Origin of the sequence: Roseburia sp. TF10-5 (assembly GCF_003462365.1) — a bacterium.
GTDB classification, from domain to species: Bacteria; Bacillota; Clostridia; order Lachnospirales; family Lachnospiraceae; genus Roseburia; species Roseburia faecis.
The window spans coordinates 484-23,820 of record NZ_QTYW01000018.1; the positions used below are offsets into that span (position 1 = coordinate 484).

The 23,337-nt window shown below is 43.2% G+C and carries 18 protein-coding genes; 1 reads left to right on the forward strand and 17 read right to left on the reverse strand.

Translation table 11 applies throughout. From position 1 onward, the window contains the following. From DXD06_RS13550 to DXD06_RS13590, 8 genes are all read right to left on the reverse strand, one after another. The coding region (locus DXD06_RS13550) for an Rpn family recombination-promoting nuclease/putative transposase (protein ID WP_243001094.1) at window positions 1-864 on the reverse strand (864 nt) is incomplete at its 3' end. A gap of 381 nt (window positions 865-1,245) precedes the next feature. Beyond that, window positions 1,246-1,641: a hypothetical protein gene (locus DXD06_RS13555; RefSeq protein ID WP_117832578.1), complete on the reverse strand. Its 396-nt coding sequence runs from the start codon at window positions 1,639-1,641 to the stop codon at window positions 1,246-1,248. 265 nt (window positions 1,642-1,906) lie between these two features. After that, a complete protein-coding gene (locus tag DXD06_RS13565; protein WP_117832580.1) occupies window positions 1,907-2,734 on the reverse strand; it encodes a DUF4300 family protein in 828 nt (275 codons plus the stop codon). Window positions 2,735-3,073: 339 nt separating this feature from the next. After that, on the reverse strand, window positions 3,074-5,746 hold the full coding sequence (locus DXD06_RS13570; protein ID WP_243001098.1) for an ABC transporter permease: 2,673 nt from the start codon (window positions 5,744-5,746) through the stop codon (window positions 3,074-3,076). Continuing rightward, a complete protein-coding gene (locus DXD06_RS13575; protein ID WP_117832510.1) occupies window positions 5,743-6,429 on the reverse strand; it encodes an ABC transporter ATP-binding protein in 687 nt (228 codons plus the stop codon). The genes DXD06_RS13570 and DXD06_RS13575 overlap by 4 nt, the downstream gene beginning before the upstream one ends. Window positions 6,430-6,528: 99 nt before the next feature. Further along, complete coding sequence (locus DXD06_RS13580) at window positions 6,529-7,473, reverse strand: sensor histidine kinase (protein WP_243001100.1); 945 nt, start codon at window positions 7,471-7,473, stop codon at window positions 6,529-6,531. Then, a complete protein-coding gene (locus tag DXD06_RS13585) occupies window positions 7,461-8,156 on the reverse strand; it encodes a response regulator transcription factor (protein ID WP_243001102.1) in 696 nt (231 codons plus the stop codon). Before DXD06_RS13585 ends, DXD06_RS13580 begins: the two co-directional genes overlap by 13 nt. A 72-nt stretch (window positions 8,157-8,228) precedes the next feature. Next, entirely contained in the window at window positions 8,229-9,818 is a 1,590-nt protein-coding gene (locus DXD06_RS13590; RefSeq protein WP_117832512.1) for an AAA family ATPase, read from the reverse strand. Window positions 9,819-10,099: 281 nt separating this feature from the next. Here DXD06_RS13590 and DXD06_RS13595 point away from each other — a divergent pair, with 281 nt between their 5' ends. Beyond that, window positions 10,100-10,327 (forward strand): helix-turn-helix domain-containing protein, encoded by a 228-nt coding sequence (locus DXD06_RS13595; RefSeq protein ID WP_158569546.1) that lies wholly within the window; start codon window positions 10,100-10,102, stop codon window positions 10,325-10,327. 23 nt (window positions 10,328-10,350) lie between these two features. Here the strand turns inward: DXD06_RS13595 and DXD06_RS13600 are convergent, their stop codons facing one another. From DXD06_RS13600 to scfB, 9 genes are all read right to left on the reverse strand, one after another. Next, the gene (locus DXD06_RS13600) at window positions 10,351-12,633 is read right to left on the reverse strand and encodes an EAL domain-containing protein (RefSeq protein ID WP_117832516.1); all 2,283 of its coding nucleotides are present in this window, start codon (window positions 12,631-12,633) and stop codon (window positions 10,351-10,353) included. 187 nt (window positions 12,634-12,820) lie between these two features. After that, window positions 12,821-13,624, reverse strand: a complete 804-nt coding sequence (locus tag DXD06_RS13605; protein WP_022046269.1) for an enoyl-CoA hydratase-related protein — start codon at window positions 13,622-13,624, stop codon at window positions 12,821-12,823. A 170-nt stretch (window positions 13,625-13,794) separates the two neighbouring features. Beyond that, window positions 13,795-14,382 (reverse strand): zinc dependent phospholipase C family protein, encoded by a 588-nt coding sequence (locus DXD06_RS13610; protein WP_117832588.1) that lies wholly within the window; start codon window positions 14,380-14,382, stop codon window positions 13,795-13,797. 133 nt (window positions 14,383-14,515) lie between these two features. After that, complete coding sequence (locus DXD06_RS13615) at window positions 14,516-16,597, reverse strand: EAL domain-containing protein (RefSeq protein WP_117832518.1); 2,082 nt, start codon at window positions 16,595-16,597, stop codon at window positions 14,516-14,518. Between the two features lie 155 nt (window positions 16,598-16,752). After that, window positions 16,753-16,935, reverse strand: a complete 183-nt coding sequence (locus DXD06_RS13620; protein WP_117832520.1) for a hypothetical protein — start codon at window positions 16,933-16,935, stop codon at window positions 16,753-16,755. A gap of 11 nt (window positions 16,936-16,946) precedes the next feature. Continuing rightward, window positions 16,947-18,239, reverse strand: coding sequence for a serine--tRNA ligase (gene serS, locus DXD06_RS13625; RefSeq protein WP_117832522.1), 1,293 nt, complete (start codon window positions 18,237-18,239; stop codon window positions 16,947-16,949). Between the two features lie 29 nt (window positions 18,240-18,268). Continuing rightward, complete coding sequence (gene glyA / locus DXD06_RS13630) at window positions 18,269-19,516, reverse strand: serine hydroxymethyltransferase (RefSeq protein WP_117832524.1); 1,248 nt, start codon at window positions 19,514-19,516, stop codon at window positions 18,269-18,271. 118 nt (window positions 19,517-19,634) lie between these two features. Beyond that, a complete protein-coding gene (gene secD, locus DXD06_RS13635) occupies window positions 19,635-21,938 on the reverse strand; it encodes a protein translocase subunit SecD (RefSeq protein WP_117832526.1) in 2,304 nt (767 codons plus the stop codon). Window positions 21,939-21,959: 21 nt separating this feature from the next. Next, a complete protein-coding gene (gene scfB / locus DXD06_RS13640) occupies window positions 21,960-23,315 on the reverse strand; it encodes a thioether cross-link-forming SCIFF peptide maturase (protein ID WP_022046261.1) in 1,356 nt (451 codons plus the stop codon). Window positions 23,316-23,337: the final 22 nt, after the last annotated feature.

A 23,337-nucleotide genomic window follows, 5' to 3' on the forward strand; every position in this document is an offset into this window, starting at 1 on the left:
CATATTCAGAATAAACTTTTCGCTTGTTTTTTCAGTAGCTCTTTCTTCAATTCCTGTACTCAGATTACACATAATTCTCACATCCTCTCTAAATTCTTGACTGATTGGAATATTATATTCATGTTCTATAATATCCAATTTTTCCTGTTCTTTCAATTCGCCTGAAAGCAAAGTCCCAATCAGGCGGTGCATTTCATATTTTTCATCATGTTCCGGAATCTCATTTGTGATTCCTATTAACACAATATTTAACAGATCGAGATTACCTTTCCAGTTACATGGTTTTAACATCTCATCTTTTGTCAAATGGATGTGGCTTAAGCTGTTATCATCCATGTTCATACATATCCATATGCTGAATACCTGCTTAATGTCGTCGTAGTTAGTATTTACAAAATCTCTTTCCTTTTGTGACGAAATCAGCCTACTCACATAAAAGATTGCCCGATTTAAAATTTTATATTCCGTCGGCTCATCCTTCTGAGCCTCAATATTCACAATAATCTGCGAAAGTCCATTTTTTGTGTCATCTACGGATGGCATGCGGATATAAAAAATAATATCAAATCTGACTAATCCTTCATTAATTTCAGCATTTTCCGTATTAAGACCTACGATACGCTGTCCTGCAGCATCTGTTTTTTCCATATTTGCTAATCCCGGCTCAACCGGAACAACGCTAATACTCGGTTCGCCTTCGATGTATTTCACAACATCTTCCGGCTTCATTCCTTTAAATTCATCGACTGTTTTCACCAGAATATGTGCTAATATAATCTTCTGTGCCAGTAACCTTTTAACACGAGTATCATATTGTGCCTTATCTCCTGCTGCATTCACAGCATTTGCTATTTCTGTATTCAAGTCGGCATCCCTCCTTTTGTATTGTGCATAACACTTCTAAAATTCCGCAAAAGGCTCTCTGCCTCAATATCATTATAAGCGAGGAACTTTACGGAATCAACTGAATTTTCTATGAACTTTTTCATACCTAAAGAAATACCAGAATTTTCAAAAAAGTATAGGAACAATCAAATGGTATTTGTCAAGCAGAAAAAGAAAACCATGCGATATAAAAATTTTTAATTTCTTTAAATTTACCATAAGAGCTGTTTGTCGAAATCCGCGCAGATATCAGGATCAATAAAAGAGCCATCCAGATGGATGACTCTTTTATCTAGTGCTTATTTAATTGATCGTGCAAGCGCTACCGTTTCAGCATCTATGCTTCCCACGGAACTGGTGTCAGGCACCTCGTTCCCTTTTATAAATGACCGGCACATCATATCCGAAAGTTTTCTTTCCATTCACTTCCATACTTTCGGACACCTCCAGACATGTCTCCGAGAATCTCTCCCATAACCGGAATGTCATCACAGGGGTAAACTGACTCACACTTCCCCCTTCCCAGACACCATCCTTTTCCTGATACAATGCCGGGGTAAACTTCTCAGATCTTTTCAGGTCACTATATTCTACGTTCTTCATGGAAGCATAAGAAAACGTATTTTTGTCTTCTCCTGCCGGAATATTATTTATCTTATCATTACAGACTGTATTCACATGTCTGGCATACGGAAATAATTTTCCTGCAGATTTCATTTCTGTAAATTGTTCTCTGTTATCAAAATGCCCCGTCATAAGCTTTACAAATTTTCCATTTTCATTATAATGCCCTGCCTCTATAATATTTTTGTTTTTAAAATAACAGTTGTAGTCCCATTGCAATCATCCACATATATGCACAGGTTTTTGGAATCATTAATAATCCCACCTTTGGTTTCGTTTTACTAAATAAAGTAACCGGCAGATAACAGCCAAAAGAAATTCTCTTCCCCACCCCCCTACAATCGTTCTTTTTAGAACGATTGTAGGGGAATATTTCCGGTATGTCAAATGTTTTTTGCTAATATGTCTTCGCCTTTAATGTTCCAATATATTCCCCATTATTATAAACAAACGGTCCGGCTTCTCCCTCTTCTCCGAAATATTCCGGTCTCAATGACAGAATATTGAGCAATTCATCCACCGTCTTCACCTTTGTTGCCTGATATGGTTGTTCAAATGCAATCTTTTCTACAAATAAGTAATCGTCCCTGTCCTTTATCAGGATACCTGTATGACCCACGAAAGTAACATCCGAATACGGGTCATATATCACGATACTAAGGAGCGATATCCTGTCACTGTCTATTTGAAATCCATAATGTTTCCAACTATCCGAAAATGCTGTTTCCGGATGTTTTTTATCCGCAACACTCTTTTCTCCATAGAGTGTGGTAAACATATCCCGGTTCTCTTTTATGGTTTCATACCTTTCCACATTATCTATTGCTTCTGTATCAAACATTAGATAAGTACCTTCATAATTGTCTTCCGTTGATTCTGCGTGAAGCAGACCATCCAGTAAGAGAAAGGCTGTCATTCTGCAGTCCGTGTCGGAGTAATCATGATTCTGTTCCCAGCCATCCATACATTTGCCGATATCTGCTTTCATGTTTTCCGGATCAGACCAGACATCCTCAAGCTTTGCATTCTTCCCGGCCGAATCCGCAAAATCAGTTACCCATTCCCGGAATGTATCTACATGGGAAGCTCCCGCGGTATCCAGTTCTTTGCAAATTTCTGTAATGGTATGGTTTCCTCCCATATAAGTTGCAGCCGGTATCTTCTGTTTCTGTGCACATGCCCCCAGCATCAGGCACAGGAGCATAACAACAGCTGATAATTTCATTGCCGTTCTGGTTTTATTCTGCCTGTTCCATAGATTAAACGCTCCGCCACAAAACATCCTGCCAATTATAACTGTGATCCGTTTCTTCCTCATCCATAAACCTCTTTCTTATGATCCTCATATTTTACATATTTTTTAAGATTACCTTACGGTTTCATTTATGTAAATAGTATGGTTTCAAAATTAAAGAAATATTTATTTTTATTGCTCTGTTTTTGGAACATTCAGCAACGCTTTCGGCAGATATCACATCTGTCCTGAAAAGCAAAGTAACCGAATGAATTGCTTCTTATGCCACATGGATTCAGGTTTTATTCGGAAATGTTTTGTTATTCTTTTTTACTCCGTCTCCCTCAGCCGCTCCACAATCGTCTGCTTTCCAACCACACAATAGACCACAAGCGGAACCCCCGCGCCGATCACGGTAAAGATCAGTGCCGCAAGCACGACCGGACCGATGGTATACTGAAACCGGAAAAACCAGAACATTTTTTCAATCATCTTTCCCATAAACGGCTCAGATGCCACAACAAGAATAAGCGAAATGACAATCGCCGCAAGCGTATACAACAGTCCCTCATACACAAGCATCCGCTTCAACTGGCGTCTGGTCATGCCAACCGACTGCAGCACAGCAAACTCCCTGCGCCTTGCAATCATCCCCGTGAGGATGGCATTCAGGAAATTTAATGTTCCGACCACGGCAATCACGCCGGAGAGAACACCTCCAAGCAGCAGAAACATCCCACGGAACGAATCAAACTCTTTTTCGTAGGAAAACTTCGATTCATAGCTGTACAGCGGCTCGACCTGTTCCGTATAATTTTTCAAAAAACTTTCCATTGCTCTTGCACTCTGATTGTTTTTCATATCAAACATCATATGCATGACATCTTTTGTCCCGGTATCTTTGATAAACGTATCGCTTCCAAGCACAAACTGCGGCGATCCATAATACCGGCAGCTCATCGCGGAAGGCACCAGAATCTCTGCCACCACCGTATAGGTTTTTTGTGTATAATCATCTGCTTTCATGACATAGGCATCTTCATAATCGTCAACCTCATCCTCCAGGATCTCTTTTCCACTCTTTGCGTCAAAGTATTTCCAACTGTTTACGTACCTGAGTGTCACCTGATCGCCCACCCCGGCCCAGTTACTGTGATCAACTTTTTTGTTATAATCATCCTGCTTATAGACTGCCGCAATGGCATTCTCCTGATCCAGAGCTGTGACATCGCCTTTGAGCACCTTTACTTTCTGAAGCGGGAATGCATCCATTCCATACAACTGAATATCGTCATAATAACTGCCATCATCTGCCTGTTCCTTCCAATTGAAATAACCCTTTTCCTGCTCTTTTGTCATGGTATGTCCCATGGATGTAAAATACGCCAGCATATCTTTTTTCTTTATTTTTTCCAAAACCCGGGTTGTCTGTCCGTAGACACATCCACTCTCTTTAACCCCATTTTGCGCGAGCACGGTCTGCATTGCAGAATCTTCCACCGCTTCATCGGAAGAATGAAATCCTTTCTGCACGTTAAAATAATCCGCATTGGCAAACACAAAATCGCTCACACAGAAGTGTTTCAAATACAGATCCATATCAAATCCGTTTGCAAACATAACGGTCAGATTTAAAAGAACAACCGCAAGGGAGAGGGAAATGACAACAAGAACCGTTTTCTTCCGGTTTCGTCCCACATTTGCCCATGCCATACGCCCCAAAGACGCCGGCTTTTTTGCCGCTTTTGCTTTTTTTCGGCCACAGTCTGCCTCCGTATAGCGCACCGCTTCGACCGGGGATACCTTTGCAGCGATCCGCCCCGGCTTATTGCAGGATAAAAATACGGTGACCAGTGAAAAAAGTGCTGCTCCCACAAATACCCACGCATGCAATTTTACAACCGCTGTCGTGTAACTCGTCTGTGCCATGACAGCCGGTGCCAGTCCCACGCCGATTCCAAATCCCAGAAGAAGTCCCGCCGGAATTCCAATGGCTGATAAAAGGACTGCCTGCAGCCGGATGATCCGCTTGAGCTGCCGCCCGGTCATGCCGATCGTTTTTAACAGTCCGTAGAAACGGATATCGTTGGCAACGGAAATCTGAAACACATTGTAAATGACCAGGTATCCGGTAAATACAATGAGCACAAGCAATGCCACAATGGCTGCAATGCTTTCCGGATTCAGATTGCTGCTCGACTGCGCACCGGTATAGCCCCAGTTTACACCAAATGCAATATAGCCCGGTTTGGAAGCATCTTCTGACTGAAATCCACAGTCTCTGATCACCTGCCGCATATCTTTTTCGATATGAAGTGCATTCCCAAACATAACGTCAAGTGTCCATTTTCCACACTCTTCTTCCTCCCCGATCTCCACATGCTGCAATGTCTTTTTCACGTAACTTTTCGGCACGATCACATGGCTCGCCTGGGAAACTCCGTTGTAATCCCACCAGCCGGAGAGAACAAACTCCTGCGTCACCGTTTTCGGTTCTGACTGAACTCCTCCGATCTGATACGTCACGGTAAATTTGGTGCCGATTTTTGGCTGTACTCCTAACAGTTTTAACACCCGGGTATCTGTCATCGCCTCATTGCTTCCCTCTTTGGGACGATGTCCGTGCGTTGGTGTGCAAAAATAATGTTTTACTTCATGCGCATCCATATAGCTGACTTCCACCTGTGTCTTGCGAAATGCATCCCCGGTTCCCATTCCTAAAAACAACCGCGCACCTGTCTCCCGAATGAGCGGATCTTTTTTTAAGGTTTCCATCTGTTCTTCCGTCAGTTTCTTAAAAGACCCGTGCGCATCGCCTCCGACCATAAGAAAGTTGGACTGCTGGAACGAATCGTTGATGGAAATTGCAATCGTAAACAGCGCGGTAAACAGCATCGTGGTCAGCATAATTGCAATCACGGCAATCAGGTTTCTCATTTTAGAAGCCCGCAGACTGCGCACGGCAATGGTGCGCACACAGGCACGGTTTTTTACCTGTATCATAATGCCTCACCTGCTTTCCCGGTCACAATCCGTCCATCCTCGATACGGATGATCCGGTCTGCGAGCTGTGCAATCTCCTCGTTGTGTGTGATCATCACAATGGTCTGCGAAAATTTGGTGCTGGTCGTTTTGAGCAGCCCCATCACATCCTGTGAGGTACAGCTGTCGAGATTTCCGGTCGGTTCATCTGCTAATAGAATCGCCGGTTTGGCTGCGAGTGCCCGCGCGATCGCCACACGCTGCTGCTGTCCTCCCGAAAGCTGGTTTGGCAGCACGTTTAATTTTTCTTCCAATCCGAGTGCCTCTGCGATCTCCCCGATAAATGCATTGTCCACGGTTTTTCCGTCAAGCTGCAATGGCAGCACAATGTTTTCATAGACAGACAGCACCGGAACTAAATTAAAGGACTGAAAGACAAATCCGATTTTTCTTCTGCGGAAAATCGTCAGTTCTTCATCCTTTAATGCAAAAATGTCCTTGCCGTCCACATAGACTTTGCCGGATGTTGCCCGGTCGAGTCCGCCAAGCATATGTAAAAGCGTCGATTTTCCTGATCCAGAGGTTCCTACCACCGCGACAAATTCTCCGTTTTCCACCAACAGGTTTACCCCCGCCAGCGCGTGCACGGCGGTCTCCCCCGTGCCATACTGTTTTTTCAAATCTCTGGTTTCCAAAATGACCATCCTGTAATCTCCTTTTGCTCCTGATTTGGCATTTCCTGCCTTCTTTTAAGATTGTCGCACAGAATTCTTTCGAGAATCTGTCCCGGAAACAAAAGATTCTTACAGTTTTGACACAATTGCCGTTGGAAAATACAGCCCAAACGTTGAGCCTTTCCCCGGCGTGGACGAAAGCCGGATATATCCGCCCTGCTGCTGCATGATAAAACGTGCCAGATACAGCCCGATCCCCACACCGCTCTTTTCGGCAACCGCGTTTCCCCTGTAAAAACGCCCAAATACCGCCGCATGCTCCTCCTCACCGATGCCGATTCCCGTATCCGTCACTTCCACGCAGGCAAACAGTTCATAGGAACAGAGTTTTATGGTAATCCCTCCTGTGTTCGTATATTTGATCGCATTATCGAGAATATTTCCCAGTGCTTCCATGGACCATTTCTTATCAAAGTACGCATAAACCGGTGCGTCTTTCTCTGCTTTTTTCGTCCCGGAAAACGCAATCGAAAGTCCTTGGGCGGCTGCTTTTTCCCGGTAACTTTCCATACCGTCTACCACCAGTTCTGTCAGCGGCTGCCGGATTGGATGCAACACAAAAACGCCTGTCTCAAGCCTTGAAAGTTTGACAAGCGCATCCATTAAAAACTGTAATTTTTCACTCTGCTGCCGCAGCTTTTTTACGGAATCCTGTGCTGCTTCCCCCAGCGGTTCTTCCTCCAGCAGTTCCGTATACAATAAAATATTTGAAAGCGGCGTCCGCGTCTGATGGGAAATATCTGCAATCAGTTCCTTGATTTTTTCCCTCTCCACGTCTATGCTTCGCACCGAAAGTTCCGATGCCGCCAGATACTGCGCCAGACGGTTTTCCAGCGACGACTGCCGCGACTCATCAAATGTGGTCTCGGAAAAGGTGCCGTTTATCGCCGCCTCAAGCATATCGGAAAGTCCATCCATCACCTGTTTCTGCCGGTGTCTGAAGAAAAGTGCTGCTGCAAGCACACTCCCTGCCGCAAGCAATATAATTACAAAATATCCGATCATACTTCCCATACATATCCGATCCCATACACGGTCCGGATCTGCTCCTTTGCCTGTAATTTATCCCGCAGCCGCTTGATGGCAACCGAAAGCGCATTTTCATCCACGTACACCGCGCCATCGGTCCAGATGCGATCCATCAAAGTTTCCCGCGGCACGGTCATCCCCGCATGCTGCACAAGAAGCGCCAGAAGTTTCTGCTCGGTTTTACTTAACTCCACTTCCTGTCCGCTTACGGTAAAACGCATATTTGTAAAATCAAACTTCCAGATACTGCCCTCCCAGATCTGTGTGTTTTTTGCGCTTTCTTTCTGCATCTGCGCCGTCCGGTTCCGAAGCTGGGTGTTTACCCGCGCCCGGAGTACCGCCAGACTGAACGGCTTTGTGATGTAATCATTTGCTCCCTGCTCCAGTCCGCTTACAATATCCATTTCCAGATCGTTTGCCGTAAGTAAGATCACCGGAAGATCCGAGGTTCTGCGGATCTCCTGCAGCAGATCAAAACCACTCCCATCCGGCAGATTCACATCGAGAATCAGCAGATCTGTCTGGTTCTGGTGCAGATGCTGTCTGGTCTCCTGTATGTTTTTACAACATAGCACCTGCCGGTTTTTCTCCTGTAATGCGCGCTGCAGTCCCTGTGCGAGTGCCATATCGTCTTCCGTGATCAGAAGATGCATGATTTTTTCTTCCATTGGTTTCTTCCTGTTCTGTTTAGTTTTGTTGCGGGATTTGTTTCAATCCTGCAAAAAGACGGAGCTTAACGCTTATTGCTTTTTATCATTTTCAATCACACAGGAATGTTCTTTCGTCTTCTTATCATAATTGATTCCTACGAGCAGAATATTTCCTGTATACTGCTCTAACGATTGCGGATACTTTCTGTCTTTTATCTGTTGTAAGGCGGTATCCGCAGTTTTATTCCATTTCAGTTCCACAACCAGTGCCGGATAATCAGCTTTATATTCCGGTTTTGGAATATAAACAAAATCCGCAAAACCACGGCCGGTCGGCAATTCCCGGATGGGTTTAAAATAATACTGCATGGAACTTAAGTATGCGATCGTAAGTACACTGCTGAGCGAATTTTCATCATGGTACATAATCGTTGAAGAATACCCGGTATGAATTTTCTCAATCCCCTTTGCAACCTCCATTCCATCTTTTTCCAGCGTTGCATCTAATAACGCTGACGATTCTTTTTGAAATGTCACCATCTCATTCCAACTGGTACGTTTCACTGCATGATTTAACTCGTGCCGGATTTCTTCATTCGGAATAAAAACATGCCGGCTGTCCTGATCATAAGCCAGATATCCCAAATGAATCAGGTACGTAAGCACATCATCCCGATTTGCAAAACTTACCGTGTCATTCTGAAAGGATGTCACATCCACTTCTACGGATGCGCCCGACAACATCTCGATAATTGCAGATTTCAAGCCATCAAAATCCATGTTGATCAGTGGCACAATTGCCTCATAGCTTCCGGTATTTGACCAATAACTTTTATACTTTCCATTTAACATAACACTGACAACGGCCTTCGGATTATATACCTGATAATCCTCTAATAAATAGCCATCATACCAGGATTTCACCTGTTCATAACTGCATCCGTATTGTTCACACAGTCCGTGGACTTCTTCTTCTGTAAACCCGACGTAAGGAGCCATCCGTCCTGCATCGAGCATGGTAAACTCTTCAAAATTGTTGAGCGCTGACTGCGTTTTTAATTTCTTAATCGGTAAAATTCCCGTCAAATATGCTAACGCAATGTATCTGGAAGGTTCTGTGCCTTTAAACATTCCTCTGAGAAAATCAATATATGCCTCCTGCAATGTATGATTCTGTGCCTCATCTCGAATCAAAACATCCCACTCATCAATGATGACAACAAATTTATTGCCCGTAGCCGCTTTGATATAGGACATTGCCCCATAAGCAGTCCTGACCGCATCCGGAATGATCTGTCCGTATGCTTCCCTCAGTTCCTGTAAAATTCCCTCGTTGATATAATCTACAACATGATCTGCATCTTTGGCATCCATCATGCACCACTGTACATCAAAATGAATCACATCATACTTATTAAGATTCTTTTCATATGATGAAACTGTACTTATCTCATAATTTTTAAAGAGCTCTTTGGAATCACATCCCCTGCTGTAATAAGCGGAAAGCATGTCTGCAGTCATGGACTTTCCAAAACGTCTCGGACGGCTGTTACAGATAAATTTTGATGTGGTATTTATCACCCGGTTGGTGTATTCCAGCAAACGGGTTTTATCAATATAAATTTCTGAATTGACTGCCTCTGAAAAAGCCCCGTTATCTGGATTCAAAAATCTTCCCATAAGTACCTCCAAAAAATAATCCGCTATACTATGCATCTAGTATAACGGATTACTCTTAAAAAAACAATTATATTGCCGAGTCCCGATCCCCCATACCGTTTTACTCACACACAATATAGTTGTATTCCCACCGGAAGAACCCAGACAGCCGTGCTCTTTTGCCACAAGCTGCATATTATAAATCAGGATTGAAATAAACTTTTGAGGCAATGACAACTATTACCGGTAATCCCCGGACACCTCCAGATAGCTCCGCTTCCCCATGCCTCCACAAGTCCCATTTGACTGAATATGTTGGCAATACCTTTATTCCTGATTTTAGAATGACCATTCATGACTTCTTCATACAAAAAGCCGAGCACATGCTGCACAACACCACCAAATCAGTTGCCGCCATCCGCGATACGCTCGGCTATGAAAATCCGGAGGCCTTTATCCGTGCCTTCAAAAAAGAATTACACACCACTCCGGCGAAATATCAGCGTCTCTACCGTGACACACTATCTTAAGCCTGAAACTATACCGGATAAATTTACAGATAGGTATCTTCAAACTGACCTACCGGAATCGGCTTTGAAAAATAATACCCCTGATAAATTCCGCATCCCATCCGGGTAAGCTCATCAATTTGTTCCTTTGTTTCGACTCCCTCCGTGATAACGGAAAGACCAAGTGTTTTGGTGAGTGAAATGATCGTATTTATAATGGACATACTTCTCTCTAAGCGTTCCGGCCGGGTTGTCCTTAAAAAGCCCATATCTATTTTCAGCACATCCACGTCCATATCCTTTAGCGTATTAAATGAAGAATAGCCGCTTCCGAAATCATCTATTTCCACCTGAAAGCCGGATTTCCTGAACCGTTCAATCATTTCAAGTTCCCCTGCGGTTCCGGTCATAATTGCGGTTTCCGTAATTTCCAGTTTCAGTGTGGAAGGAATGATTTTATAGGTTTCAACAAGACTGGTAATTGTTTCATATACATCCATATAGTAAAAGTCCTTGGTCGAAATATTTACGGATATATACAGATCGTCCCGCCCGTCTTTCTGCCATTGTGCAAGTTTTTGTACGGCAAGTTCCCACACAAACCGGTCAAGCCGGTAAATCAGACCTGTTTTTTCAAAAACTTCAATAAAATCCCCCGGAAAAATCAGACCGCGTTTTGGATGCTGCCATCGGACAAGAGCCTCTGCCCCCAGTAATTTTCCTTCCGATGTCACCTGTGGCTGTAAATACATGCAGAACTGTTTTTCGGCAAGTGCTTTATCAAAATCACCCACCAGCTGCTTTTCGGCAACGGTATCATGAAATATCGTGTCGCTATAGTATGCAATTGATTTATCATAGTTTTCCCCCAGTGTCTTTATTGCAAGATTGGCTTTATCACACATAATGGATACTTCTTCATTCCGGTCTGTGATTTCATAAACACCGACATAAATATGAAGATGATACAGGTCATTGTTAAATGCATGCCCCATGGTCTGTATCGCATCCATAAAATCCTGCTCTTTAAATTCTTCTTTTGGGATGCATATTGCAAATTTGTCACCACCGGTGCGTCCATAGACACTCCCTTCCCCACATTGTGCTTTAAGAAGATCTGCCTCCATTTTAAGGACTTCGTTTCCTTTTTCAAGACCAAAGAGATCATTGACCAGTTTAAAATCCTTGATATTGGAACAGATCAGCAGCCACTCTTTATCCGGATTCTCATTTAAAATTTCCGATGTTTTCTGGGCAAAATAATTCTTATTATACAATCCGGTAAGCGTATCATGTGTTGCAAGGTATTTTTCTTTCTCAAACGCAATATGTTTCTCCGTATTATCAATCAGATTCAGGAAAAAACCTATATATTCATTCTTTTTATCAAACAGTTTTCTGTATTCGATATCGAAATAATACGTTTTGTTGTCAATAATGGTTTGACCACTCCATTCAAGGGAGGCCGAATTGTTGGTGTCATGTTCTTTTATCCAGCCCTGTACATCCTCCGAGATCCCGGAAAGGGAATCCAGTGAACTGTTAAATATTTTCAATGCACGCTCATTGGCATACACACATTCGTTATTTATATCAAAACATATCACAGCGTTATTCATTTCATTTACAACGATGGACAGTGTTTTATCTACAAGTTCACGCGAAGAACGGTACAGCGTCAGGTAACAGATCAGTATTGCTGCGCATACAAAAAAAGGAAGCGACACATCAATCGGAAATTCTGAAATTCCACATATAAATTTTGATACCGTGATCACACATATTAACACAAGTATCGGCAAATATTTCTTACGGTAAAAATCCGGTATCTGTATAATTTTGATGATAAACGATGCAATAATACAAACTACCAGACCATATGCAAACACATAGTGAAAGTAAAAAATAATGGATTTGTCGGCTACATGATACATATCAAAATTCGGGAATCGCACGGTTTCTATCGTAAATACGTTATGAAAAATTATATTTAAAAACAGTAAAATTCCATCCAGATATGCAATTATGAAACACCCCTTTTTAAACGGTGAAACCTCGTGAAAAACACGTGTATACTGCTGGGAATACTGCAATACATATATCAGCATCAGATCAAAGGAAAACCGATAAAGTGCTTCCATTATATAAGAAAATGTTTCATTTCCTGAAAAAGCAGACAAACCATTGCTAAGGATCGTAACAATTGCAAAAATGAGGCATTTCACAATGGAAGATGCCACATCACTTTTTATTTTTCTGGAATATTTGATACAAATAAGAATTGGTACTATCATCAGGCATAATAAGATCATATAAAGTTTATCCATGAAGACGTTAAACCTCCATTTAATAATAATTTTTATAACACTCCTGTTTTAGGGTAACTCCCTTATTATTTATAATAACCTAATTTCACCAGATTGTCTAATATAATTCCATTTTCCCTATCCTGAAATATGGTAAAAAAGGACGATATGATTTCTCATATCGTCCCTTATCGCCCTCTGTATGGTTTTAGAAATCTGTTAATGTAGCAGCTCTCTTTTCTAAGAATGCTCCCATGCCTTCCTTCTTGTCATGTGTATCATTGACAACGCCAAACAGGTTAGCCTCCATCTCAACAGCGTTCTTGATATCCATGTCATAACCATTGTTGATTGCAGCCTTTGCAACAGATACTGCATAGCTTCCCTTAGAAATAATCTTTGCTGCCATAGCCTTTGCAGTTGGCATAAGTTCTTCCTTGGCAACTACCTTATTTACCAGGCCGATACGGTATGCTTCGTTTGCATCTACATTGTCACAGGTAAAGATCATTTCTTTTGCACGTCCCATACCTACCAGACGGGCAAGTCTCTGTGTACCACCGAATCCAGGAATGATTCCAAGACCACACTCTGGCTGTCCGAAGATGGCATTCTCGCTTGCGATACGGATATCACATGCCATAGAGATCTCACATCCTCCGCCTAATGCAAATCCGTTTACGGCAGCGATAGTAACCTGACGCATGTTCATCAGTTTGAAAAATGGCTCAGAAGCCTTGATTCCGAATGCACGTGCTTCCGGAGCTGTAAAGTTTACCATCTCGGCAATGTCTGCACCAGCTACGAATGACTTGAACTCGTTGCCCTTCTTGTCCGGACCACCGGTTAAGATGACAGCTTTAATATCATCGTTTGCTTCGATCTCGCTTAAGCATACGTTTAACTCATCCAGAGTCTCACTGTTTAATGCATTTAATGCTGCTGGTCTGGAGATTGCTAATACAGCGATTCCGTCAGCTACTTCCAGAGTTAAATTCTTGAACTCACTCATTGTATAAATCCTCCTAATCCTAAATGTCTTTCGTAACGGTATATGTACCTGATTGTCACGAATCATCGACAGTTTCATATGGGATAATCGTAACACTTTGTCAAAAATTTGTCAATCCTATAAGTGTCCGTAAACGTAGAAAAACAGCCGGATTTCCGACTGCTTTCCTTCTATGCAACCCTATGCTGCATATGATTCTTTAAAAACAGATAATCGATGCCATCCACCACCTGTTTATTGACCAGCACAATATTCTCAATGTCTTTTGCAGTATCAATCTTACTGCTTAAATACTTATCATGCATCTTCTGAATATAATCAAACAGTGCCTCCTGGCTGGCAAACTGCCGATGCCCGCATTCATTCAATGCCTTCGGTGCCTCCGTCTTTAAAAAAGCGCGGAGTTCATGTTTGAGATGTTCTTCATAAGCACAGTGTTCTTTAAATCCTCCCGGATAAATCTTATTGTGCGGAAAGGTAAAATAATCTGCTACGTAATGCGTGATCTCCCCCAGGTTCATGTAATACATCCGCTTCCGTTTTGGAAAACGATTCTCTTTTCCATGAATCAATGCATCTATATCCTTCCTGAGTTTTGGAAATGTACCGGTAATCTCATGCCGTTTATAGATAAAAGATGGCTTACAATCCGGCAGGACACTTCCAATATAAAACGACAGCCAGTGTTTTTTCAGCCCTTCGTCCTCTGTGTTTGCTACAATATAACGTGCCAGTGAAATATGTGACTTCTTTCTCATGTTTTCCGTCCATCCTTTCTGAAATGGCTTTTGTGCTGTAACAATTTCCCTGTCATCATCATATATCCAGGGCTTCAAAAAAACAAGAGAAATTTTGGTAAATATCACTGGAAATTTTTGAAGAAACAGACCGCTACTTCTCGTTCATCTGTTTCATATAAGTAATAAACGCCTCCAGTTCCAGCGGTTTTGCATACAGATACCCCTGATAGCAATGACAGCCCAGCGTATCCAGAAGATCTCTCTGCTCCCTGTTTTCCACAAACTCTGCAATGACATTTACACCAAGTTCCTGTCCCAGTTCAATAATCGAACGCACAATTTTCTGATTCGTATGGCTTTTTAAAAGTGGGCGGGTCAGTGAACCGTCCAGCTTGACTACATCAAAATACTCTGACTGCAGGTACAGCAGGGAAGTATGTCCCATGCCGAAATCATCAATCAAAAGCTTATGTCCCTGCTTTTTGAGTTCTTCAAGTTTCCGGACAACCACATCCGTCTGCAGAAGGATATCCTGTTCTGTAATTTCAATCCAGAGCATGCGGGCATCTATCCCTTTTTGTTCCATTGTCTGCCGGATATATCCCTCAATGTCCCACAACAGGGAGTGCGCGGTAATGTTTACGGAAATTTTAAAATCCGAATCATATTGTGCATGCGTCTGCACAATCCCATCCGTAACCTCATCAATGATAAACCGTTCCAGTTCCGGCAATACCTTTCCCGCCTCTGCAAGATAAATAATAAGTGGTGGATATATCATACCATATACCGGATGGTTCCAACGCAGCAATGCCTCAGCACCAATACAGGTACCATCGCTGTATACCTGTGGCTGATAAAGCATATACAGTTCTTTATTCTTGATCGCATGCTTTAAATCAAGCAGGAGCATACGGGAAATCATTCCGATATGGTCTCCGCGCGTCAAAAACACCGGCTGGTCAATCTGTTCTTCCTTTTCCTGTAATTCGTGTATCAGAACCTGAACATGACGCTTGGCTTTATATACCTCCATCCTCTGATTCATCTTCAGGAACGGAAGGTAAAACAATATCCCTGCCAGAATTCCCACTGCCTGCACGGCAATTCCCTTCCATGAACCGCTGGCAAGATAGCCACCGATACCAACCGGTGCCGACCATACCACCTCATGAGTAAGAACCGGCAGAAAACCGCATACTGTTGCCGCATATGCCAGGCAATAGCACACCACCGGTGTCAGGACAAACGGAACCAGCAGAATCGGATTTAATATAATCGGAATACCAAATGTAAGCATTTCATTTAAATTAAAGACTACCGTAAATGATGCCAGCCCTGCCAGCTTACCGGTACGTTCTTTGCGGAAGAACAAAAGCAATGCAATCAGGACACTGACCGTTGTGCCACAGCCTCCCATTGCCACATACACATCGTAAAATGCCTTTGAAAAAACAACATTTCCTGTGACACCAAAATTATGGACTGCCACTGCCTCCAGAATATGGCTTCCATGCAAACCGAAAAACCACATCAGATTTACCGCAAACGTATAGAGCAGTCCGGAAAGGAAATTACTGTAATCTGCAATATTCTGAAATGCTGCATAGAAAATATGGTTAAACCACTGATAACATCCATAGATTCCGGTAATTCTGCCAATAAGCAGATTCAAGCCTCCCGAACCAGCTGCAACAATACCGAGTGGAATCAGTGTACGGATTGCCGAGACACAGCCTCCCCCCATCCCCGCGGTATACTGTTCCAGCATCAGTTTATGGCATCTGCGCAGCTTTGAAAATGCCATGCAGGACAAATAACCGATAAACATTGCCGCAAAACATCCGGTCGTTCCCAGTCCTGCCACATCAAAATCTTCTGTTCCCAGATTCAGCTGTGCACTGAATGCGGCAAGTGCCACAACCACATACATAACGACATTTTCCAGCGATTCATTTTTCTCCATTGCATAACTGTACGCAATGGTAATCACCAATGCTACAGAAAAAATACCGTATGTTCCCTCATAAACCATTGTAAGGAAATCATAAAACCATCTCCCACCCCCCTGCGTCAGAAACGTCTGGTACGGGGCGACCGGAAAATCACGGACAGCACAGGCAATCCCTCCTGTCAGAACAAGTGGGATTATCATTCCCAATGCACATCGGACGACATGCGAAAAAAAGCTGTTCTCAAATTTCAGCATTCCTCTTTTTAATACTTCTTTCATACCCTCTCCTACCCCAATTGATTCTTCTTGTTTTTTCTTTTATTATCGCTCACTTTCTGACGAAAAGCAACGGAAATGTACAATTTCAACAAAAAAACACCCTATGAAAAGACTTTTTAGGTAATTTCATACGGTGCTTTTTTTATCGTTTTCAATTATTGATTGTCTGATTCTCCCAGCGACTGTAATCCTTTCAACAGCTCCCCGGCATCAATATCACTAAGTTTATTCAGGGCTTTTTCGAATTTTCCCACACCATCACTGCCTTCTGCACAGCCATGCCCACAGGTCATGCAATTATGGGTACATTCTTCCTCTATCTTATTTATATCTCCCATAGGACTGCCTCCTATTCATGTTTTGGAACGATTTTCTCAATTCCTCCCATATATGGCTGTAATGCCTTTGGAATATTTACGCTTCCGTCTTCGTTCAGATTATTCTCCAGAAATGCGATCAGCATACGCGGCGGAGCAACAACGGTATTGTTTAAGGTATGTGCAAAATACTTCCTGCCATCTTTTCCCTTTATGCGGATCTTCAGACGTCTTGCCTGAGCATCTCCCAGATTGGAGCAGCTTCCTACCTCAAAGTATTTCTTCTGACGCGGAGACCATGCCTCGACGTCACAGGACTTCACTTTCAGATCTGCCAGGTCACCGGAACAGCACTCCAGGGTACGAACCGGAATATCCAGACTGCGAAACAGATCTACCGTATTCTTCCAGAGCTTGTCATACCATGCTTTGGATTCTTCCGGCTTACATACCACAATCATCTCCTGCTTTTCGAACTGGTGGATACGGTAAACACCACGCTCCTCGATACCATGTGCTCCCTTTTCCTTACGGAAACATGGGGAATAGCTGGTCAGTGTATATGGAAGCTTCTCCTCGTCGTTGATGGTATCGATAAACTTACCGATCATGGAGTGCTCAGATGTACCAATCAGGTAAAGATCCTCACCCTCGATCTTATACATCATGGCATCCATCTCGTCAAAACTCATAACACCGGTCACTACATTTGAACGGATCATAAATGGCGGAACACAGTAAGTAAATCCACGGTTGATCATGAAATCTCTTGCATAGGAGATTACTGCAGAATGAATTCTTGCGATGTCTCCCATCAGATAATAGAAACCGTTTCCTGCAACTTTTCCTGCAGCATCGAGATCAATTCCATCAAAACGTTCCATAATATCTGTATGATATGGAATCTCGAAATCCGGAACAACCGGCTCGCCAAACTTCTCGATTTCTACGTTGCAGCTATCGTCTTTTCCGATCGGTACGGATGGATCAATGATGTTTGGAATAGTCATCATGATCTTGGTGACTTTCTCGGAAAGCTCCTTCTCCTGTGCCTCAAGCTCAGTCAGACGAGCTGCATTCTTGGCTACTTCTGCCTTTACTTCCTCTGCTTCTTCCTTCTTCCCCTGTGCCATCAGTGCACCAATCTGCTTGGAAATCTTGTTTTTATTGGCACGAAGCTCATCTGCTTCTGCCTGTGCGGCACGCGCCTTTGCGTCCAGTTCAATCACTTCATCAACAAGTGGAAGCTTGTGATCCTGGAATTTCTTCTTAATGTTCTCTTTTACCACTTCAGGGTTCTCTCGTAAAAATTTTAAATCAATCATAATGTCCTCCTATTGATATTATTTTTATTTTAGTGCATTGGCTGAAGTGGGTATTTATCTGTCAATGTTTTGATGATTGCCAGTGCTTTCTCAACAGCCGGCTCACCCTCTTTGATGAGCATGGCAATTGCCTCAGCTACCTGATCAAAATCGTCCTCTTTTAATCCTCTGGATGTAGCTGCCGGTGTTCCCAGACGGATTCCACTTGTCACGAATGGTTTCTGTGGATCGTTTGGAATCGTATTCTTATTGGCAGTAATATGCGCACTGTCAAGAAGTTTCTCCACAACTTTTCCGGTCAGCTCATATGGAGTCAGGTCAACCAGCATCAGATGATTGTCTGTTCCACCGGATACGATCTTAATGTCACGCGCCTGTAATCCCTTGCAGAGTGCCTGTGCATTCTTAACGATCTGTGTCTGATATTCTTTAAACTCAGGCTTTAACGCTTCCTCGAAACATACCGCTTTGGCTGCGATCACATGCATCAGCGGGCCTCCCTGTGTACCTGGGAAAATAGCCTTGTTGAAATTATATTTTTTATTTGTTTCCTCACTGCAGAGAATCATTCCTCCACGAGGTCCACGCAGTGTCTTGTGTGTTGTGGTTGTAACAACATCTGCATATGGAATCGGGCTTGGATGAAGTCCGGCAGCTACCAGTCCTGCGATATGAGCCATATCTACCATGAGTACCGCATTTACCTCGTCTGCGATTTCACGGAATTTCTTGAAATCAATCGTGCGCGCATATGCAGAGGCACCTGCAATAATCATCTTTGGCTTGCATTCCAGTGCAATCTCTCTTACTTTATCATAGTCAATAAATCCCTCATCGTTGACTCCATAAGGTACCACATGGAAATACGTACCGGAAAAATTCACCGGTGAACCGTGTGTCAGATGTCCGCCGTGATCGAGATTCATTCCCATAATGGTATCACCCGGCTTTAAAATGGCAAACTGTACTGCCATGTTTGCCTGTGCACCGGAATGCGGCTGTACATTGACGTACTCACAGCCAAACAGTTTCTTTGCGCGCTCTCTTGCCAGTTCCTCAACTACATCCACGCACTCACATCCGCCGTAATAACGCTTTCCCGGATACCCTTCTGCATATTTGTTGGTCAGAATACTTCCCATTGCAGACATAACCGCCGGGCTCACCCAGTTTTCCGATGCGATCAGCTCAATGTGGCTGTTTTGTCTGTCAAACTCTGCAGTGATCGCTGCTGCAATTTCAGGATCTACTGCCTGTATATCTTCCAGTGTATACATAATATTCTCCTTTTCAACTCTTTTTTCCCATTATACCGAATTCTTCGGTGCAATGCAACCATTCCACTCCTTAGAAAACAAACGGGAGCTGCCGTGCAGCTCCCCTGTTTTTTAATATTTATTTCTTTTTTGTCTTTGCTACTGCTGGTTTTAACAATTTGTCTTTGCCAAGATGCAGTTTCATGACATACCATAATGCAGCTGCAATAAAGATGGAAGAATACGTACCACTGATCAGTCCAATCATAAGCGGTAATGCAAACTCACGGATGGAAGATACTCCGAGGATAAACAGCAGCAATACCATGATGATGGTTGTAATGGAGGTATTCAGTGAACGGGAAAGTGTCTGTGTCAGAGACCGGTTTGCCACCTCTGCCAGTGTTTCCGGTGTCTGTTTCTTCATTCCCTGCATGTTCTCACGGATACGGTCAAAGATAACAATGGTATCATTGATAGAATATCCGACAATTGTAAGTATGCAGGCAATAAATGTATTACCTACAGAAATACGGATCAATGCATAACCTGTCAGCATAACAAGTACATCGTGTACCAGTGCAATAATCGCACTTCCGGCGAAACGGATGTCCTTGAAGCGGAACCAGATATAAAACAGCATGAAAATACATGCAACGATCAGTGCCTTGACCGCATTGGAACGCATCTCATTACTGATGGTAGAACCAATACTCTGGCTCTCGATTGTGGATTCATCCACACCAAACTTGTCCACAAGCATCTGATTTACTTCTTCACGTTCGCTCAGGCTCAGTGTCTTTGTCTTGATTGTCACAACATTGCTGCCGGATACGGTACTTGCCTGGATCGCATTATCATTAATAACCTTTGCGACTTCCGGTACAATCTTGTCCTCTACCTGTTCAACGGTATAATCCTTACCAAAATCTGCGGAAATGGATGTACCACCCTTAAATTCCAGACTGAAATTCAAAGATCCCTTTCCAGCTGCTCCGTAACCGATCATTCCAACAAATCCGGCTGCGATCACAACAAGGGAAAGGATAAAGCATACCCAGCGATGCTTCATGAAATCAATGGTCTTATGTTCTCTTGCACGGCCGTATAATTTCTCGTTTCTGCATCCAACGGCATAAAATGCCAGATTTAACAGTCTCGAAATAACCAGTGCCGTAAACATGGAAACGATCAGGGAGATAATCAGTGTATATGCAAATCCCTTAACTGTTCCGGAACCAAGCCACATCAGCACCAGTGCTGCAATAAAGGTGGTCACGTTACCGTCAATGATGGCAGACATGGCCTTCTGGTAACCTGTTTTGATGGATGTCAGTACGGACTTTCCTGCTGCAATTTCTTCACGGATACGCGAAATGATAATAACATTCGCATCTACCGCCATACCGATACCAAGGATAACACCCGCGATACCCGGAAGTGTCAGCGTGATCTCAAACAGATAGATCAATGCAACAGTTACTGTCGTATAGATTGCAAGACCAATGGATGCAACGATACCGGATAAGCTGTAGTTTAAGATCATAAACAGCATAACAAGGATCAGACCGATGATGGCTGCCTTGACACTGGAAGAAAGTGCCTTTCCACCTAACTGTGCACCTACGACAGAAGACTCCATCTCTTCAAGTTTTAAGTTAATGGCACCTACACGGATAAATGTTGCAAGCTGTTCTGCTTCTTCATAATCCGACATGCCGTTGATAACACAGCTTCCGTCTTTGATTGCACTCTCTACCTTCGGTACACTGATAAAATGGTCATCATAATAAATACCGATGGATTCTCCGGAAGAAGCTGCCTTTGTTGTTGCCTCGCCAAATACCTCTGCGGCTTTTTTCTTTAATGCCAGCTGGACCACCGGCTCCTTGGTGCTGGTAGATGAAGACTGGTTATACGCTGCATTGGCAGACTTTACGTCGTTACCATCCATGATCACCGAACCGTTGTCGATCAGATTCTGAATGTCATAGTTGAGCTTATAGGTTCCTGTAGAACTGTCATAACTGTAGTTTTCATTACCGTCTGCATCTTTCTGTACGATAAAATACAGCGATCCCGGGCTTCCCAGATCCTCAAGTACGGCATTTGCATCATAGACACCCGGAATCTCTACCGTGATACGGTCATCACCCACCGGGTATACGGAATACTCCGTGCTATAACTTTCTGCACGTTCCTCTAACTTTGCTACTGTGTCATCGATATCTTTCTTGGACGGATTTTTGTCTTTAATCCGGTAAGTAATGGATACACCTCCGGAAAGATCAAGACCAAGTTTGATACCTTCGGACTCCGTCTTGTTGTCCGTTTTCTTCTGACTCGTGCTTGTCGCAGTCATAATCGTGCTTGTATAATATCCCAGTCCGATCAGACAGGCCAGGATAATCGCGATTATAGCGACGCCCTTGCTTTTTTTCATTTTTGCTTCCTTCCTATTCCTTTAATTTTCCGCTTCCGCAGCTTTTATCATGATTGCGCATTCGATACGTTTCTTCTGAAGTTCACATCCCAGATCATAGGCATCTGTGATGGTTCCATGGAAATTGTATGAATTTGCAGCACATCCCCCACTACAGTAAAATCTGGCAAAGCACTTACGGCACTTTTCTTTTGCATAGACATTGCAGCATTTAAACTCGTCCTGCAGATTCGTGTTTTTCACGCCATCCCAGACATTTCCCATCAGGAAATCTTCATTTCCGACAAACTGATGGCACGGATACAGATCTCCCCACGGTGTGACCGCAAGGTATTCCGTTCCGGAACCACATCCGGACAGACGCTTGTACACACATGGTCCCCCTTCCAGATCAATCATGAAATGAAAGAAATTGAAAGAATTTCCTTCCCTGTTACGGCGGACCATCTCGGCTGCCAGTTTATCATATTCTTCAAAGAGAACCGGAAGATCCTCTTCCTGCAGTGCATATTCATCGGTCGGCTGTGCGACAACCGGCTCAACAGAAATCTGCTTGAATCCCAGATCTGCCAGATGCAGTACATCCTTGGAAAAATCAGTGTTGAAATGGGTATAGGTACCGCGGACATAATAACGCTCCTGATTCCGGCTTTCTGCAAGTTTCTGGAACTTCGGAACGATCAGGTCATAGCTTCCCGCCCCCTTCCGGAACGGACGCATACGGTCATTCACTTCTTTTCTTCCATCAATACTTAAAACGACATTGTCCATTTCCTTATTTGCAAATTCCATGATATCGTCGTTTAACAACACCCCATTCGTTGTCAGCGTAAAACGGAAATGCTTGTCATGCAGCTTTTCCTGTTCCCGTCCATAGGCAACCAACTGTTTTACCACATCAAAATTCATGAGTGGCTCTCCTCCGAAGAAATCCACTTCAAGATTTTTCCGGTTTCCGGAGTTTGCAATCAGGAAATCAAGTGCCTGTTTTCCTGTCTCATAAGACATCAGGGCTCTTCTTCCATGATATTCGCCCTCTTCCGCAAAGCAATAGCGGCATGCCAGATTACAGTCATGTGCAATATGTAGACACAATGCCTTTACTACCGTCGGGCGCTTCTTAAAATCAAAAATCTTCTGTTCGTAAGCATCTTCCGTAAACAGGTCTCCCTGCTCCTTTAACTGCTCTGTTTCTTCGATTGCTTCTGCAATCTCCTGTTCCGGATACCGGGATTGTAACTGGGCAATGATCTCTTCCCTGGAGTGATCTTCAAATAATGCGATCACGTCATAAGTCACATCATCCACCACATGAATGGCACCGGAGTTTACGTCTAATACAATATCATAGCCATTGTTCTTAAACTGATGAACCACTATAATATTTCCTCTCTTTCCT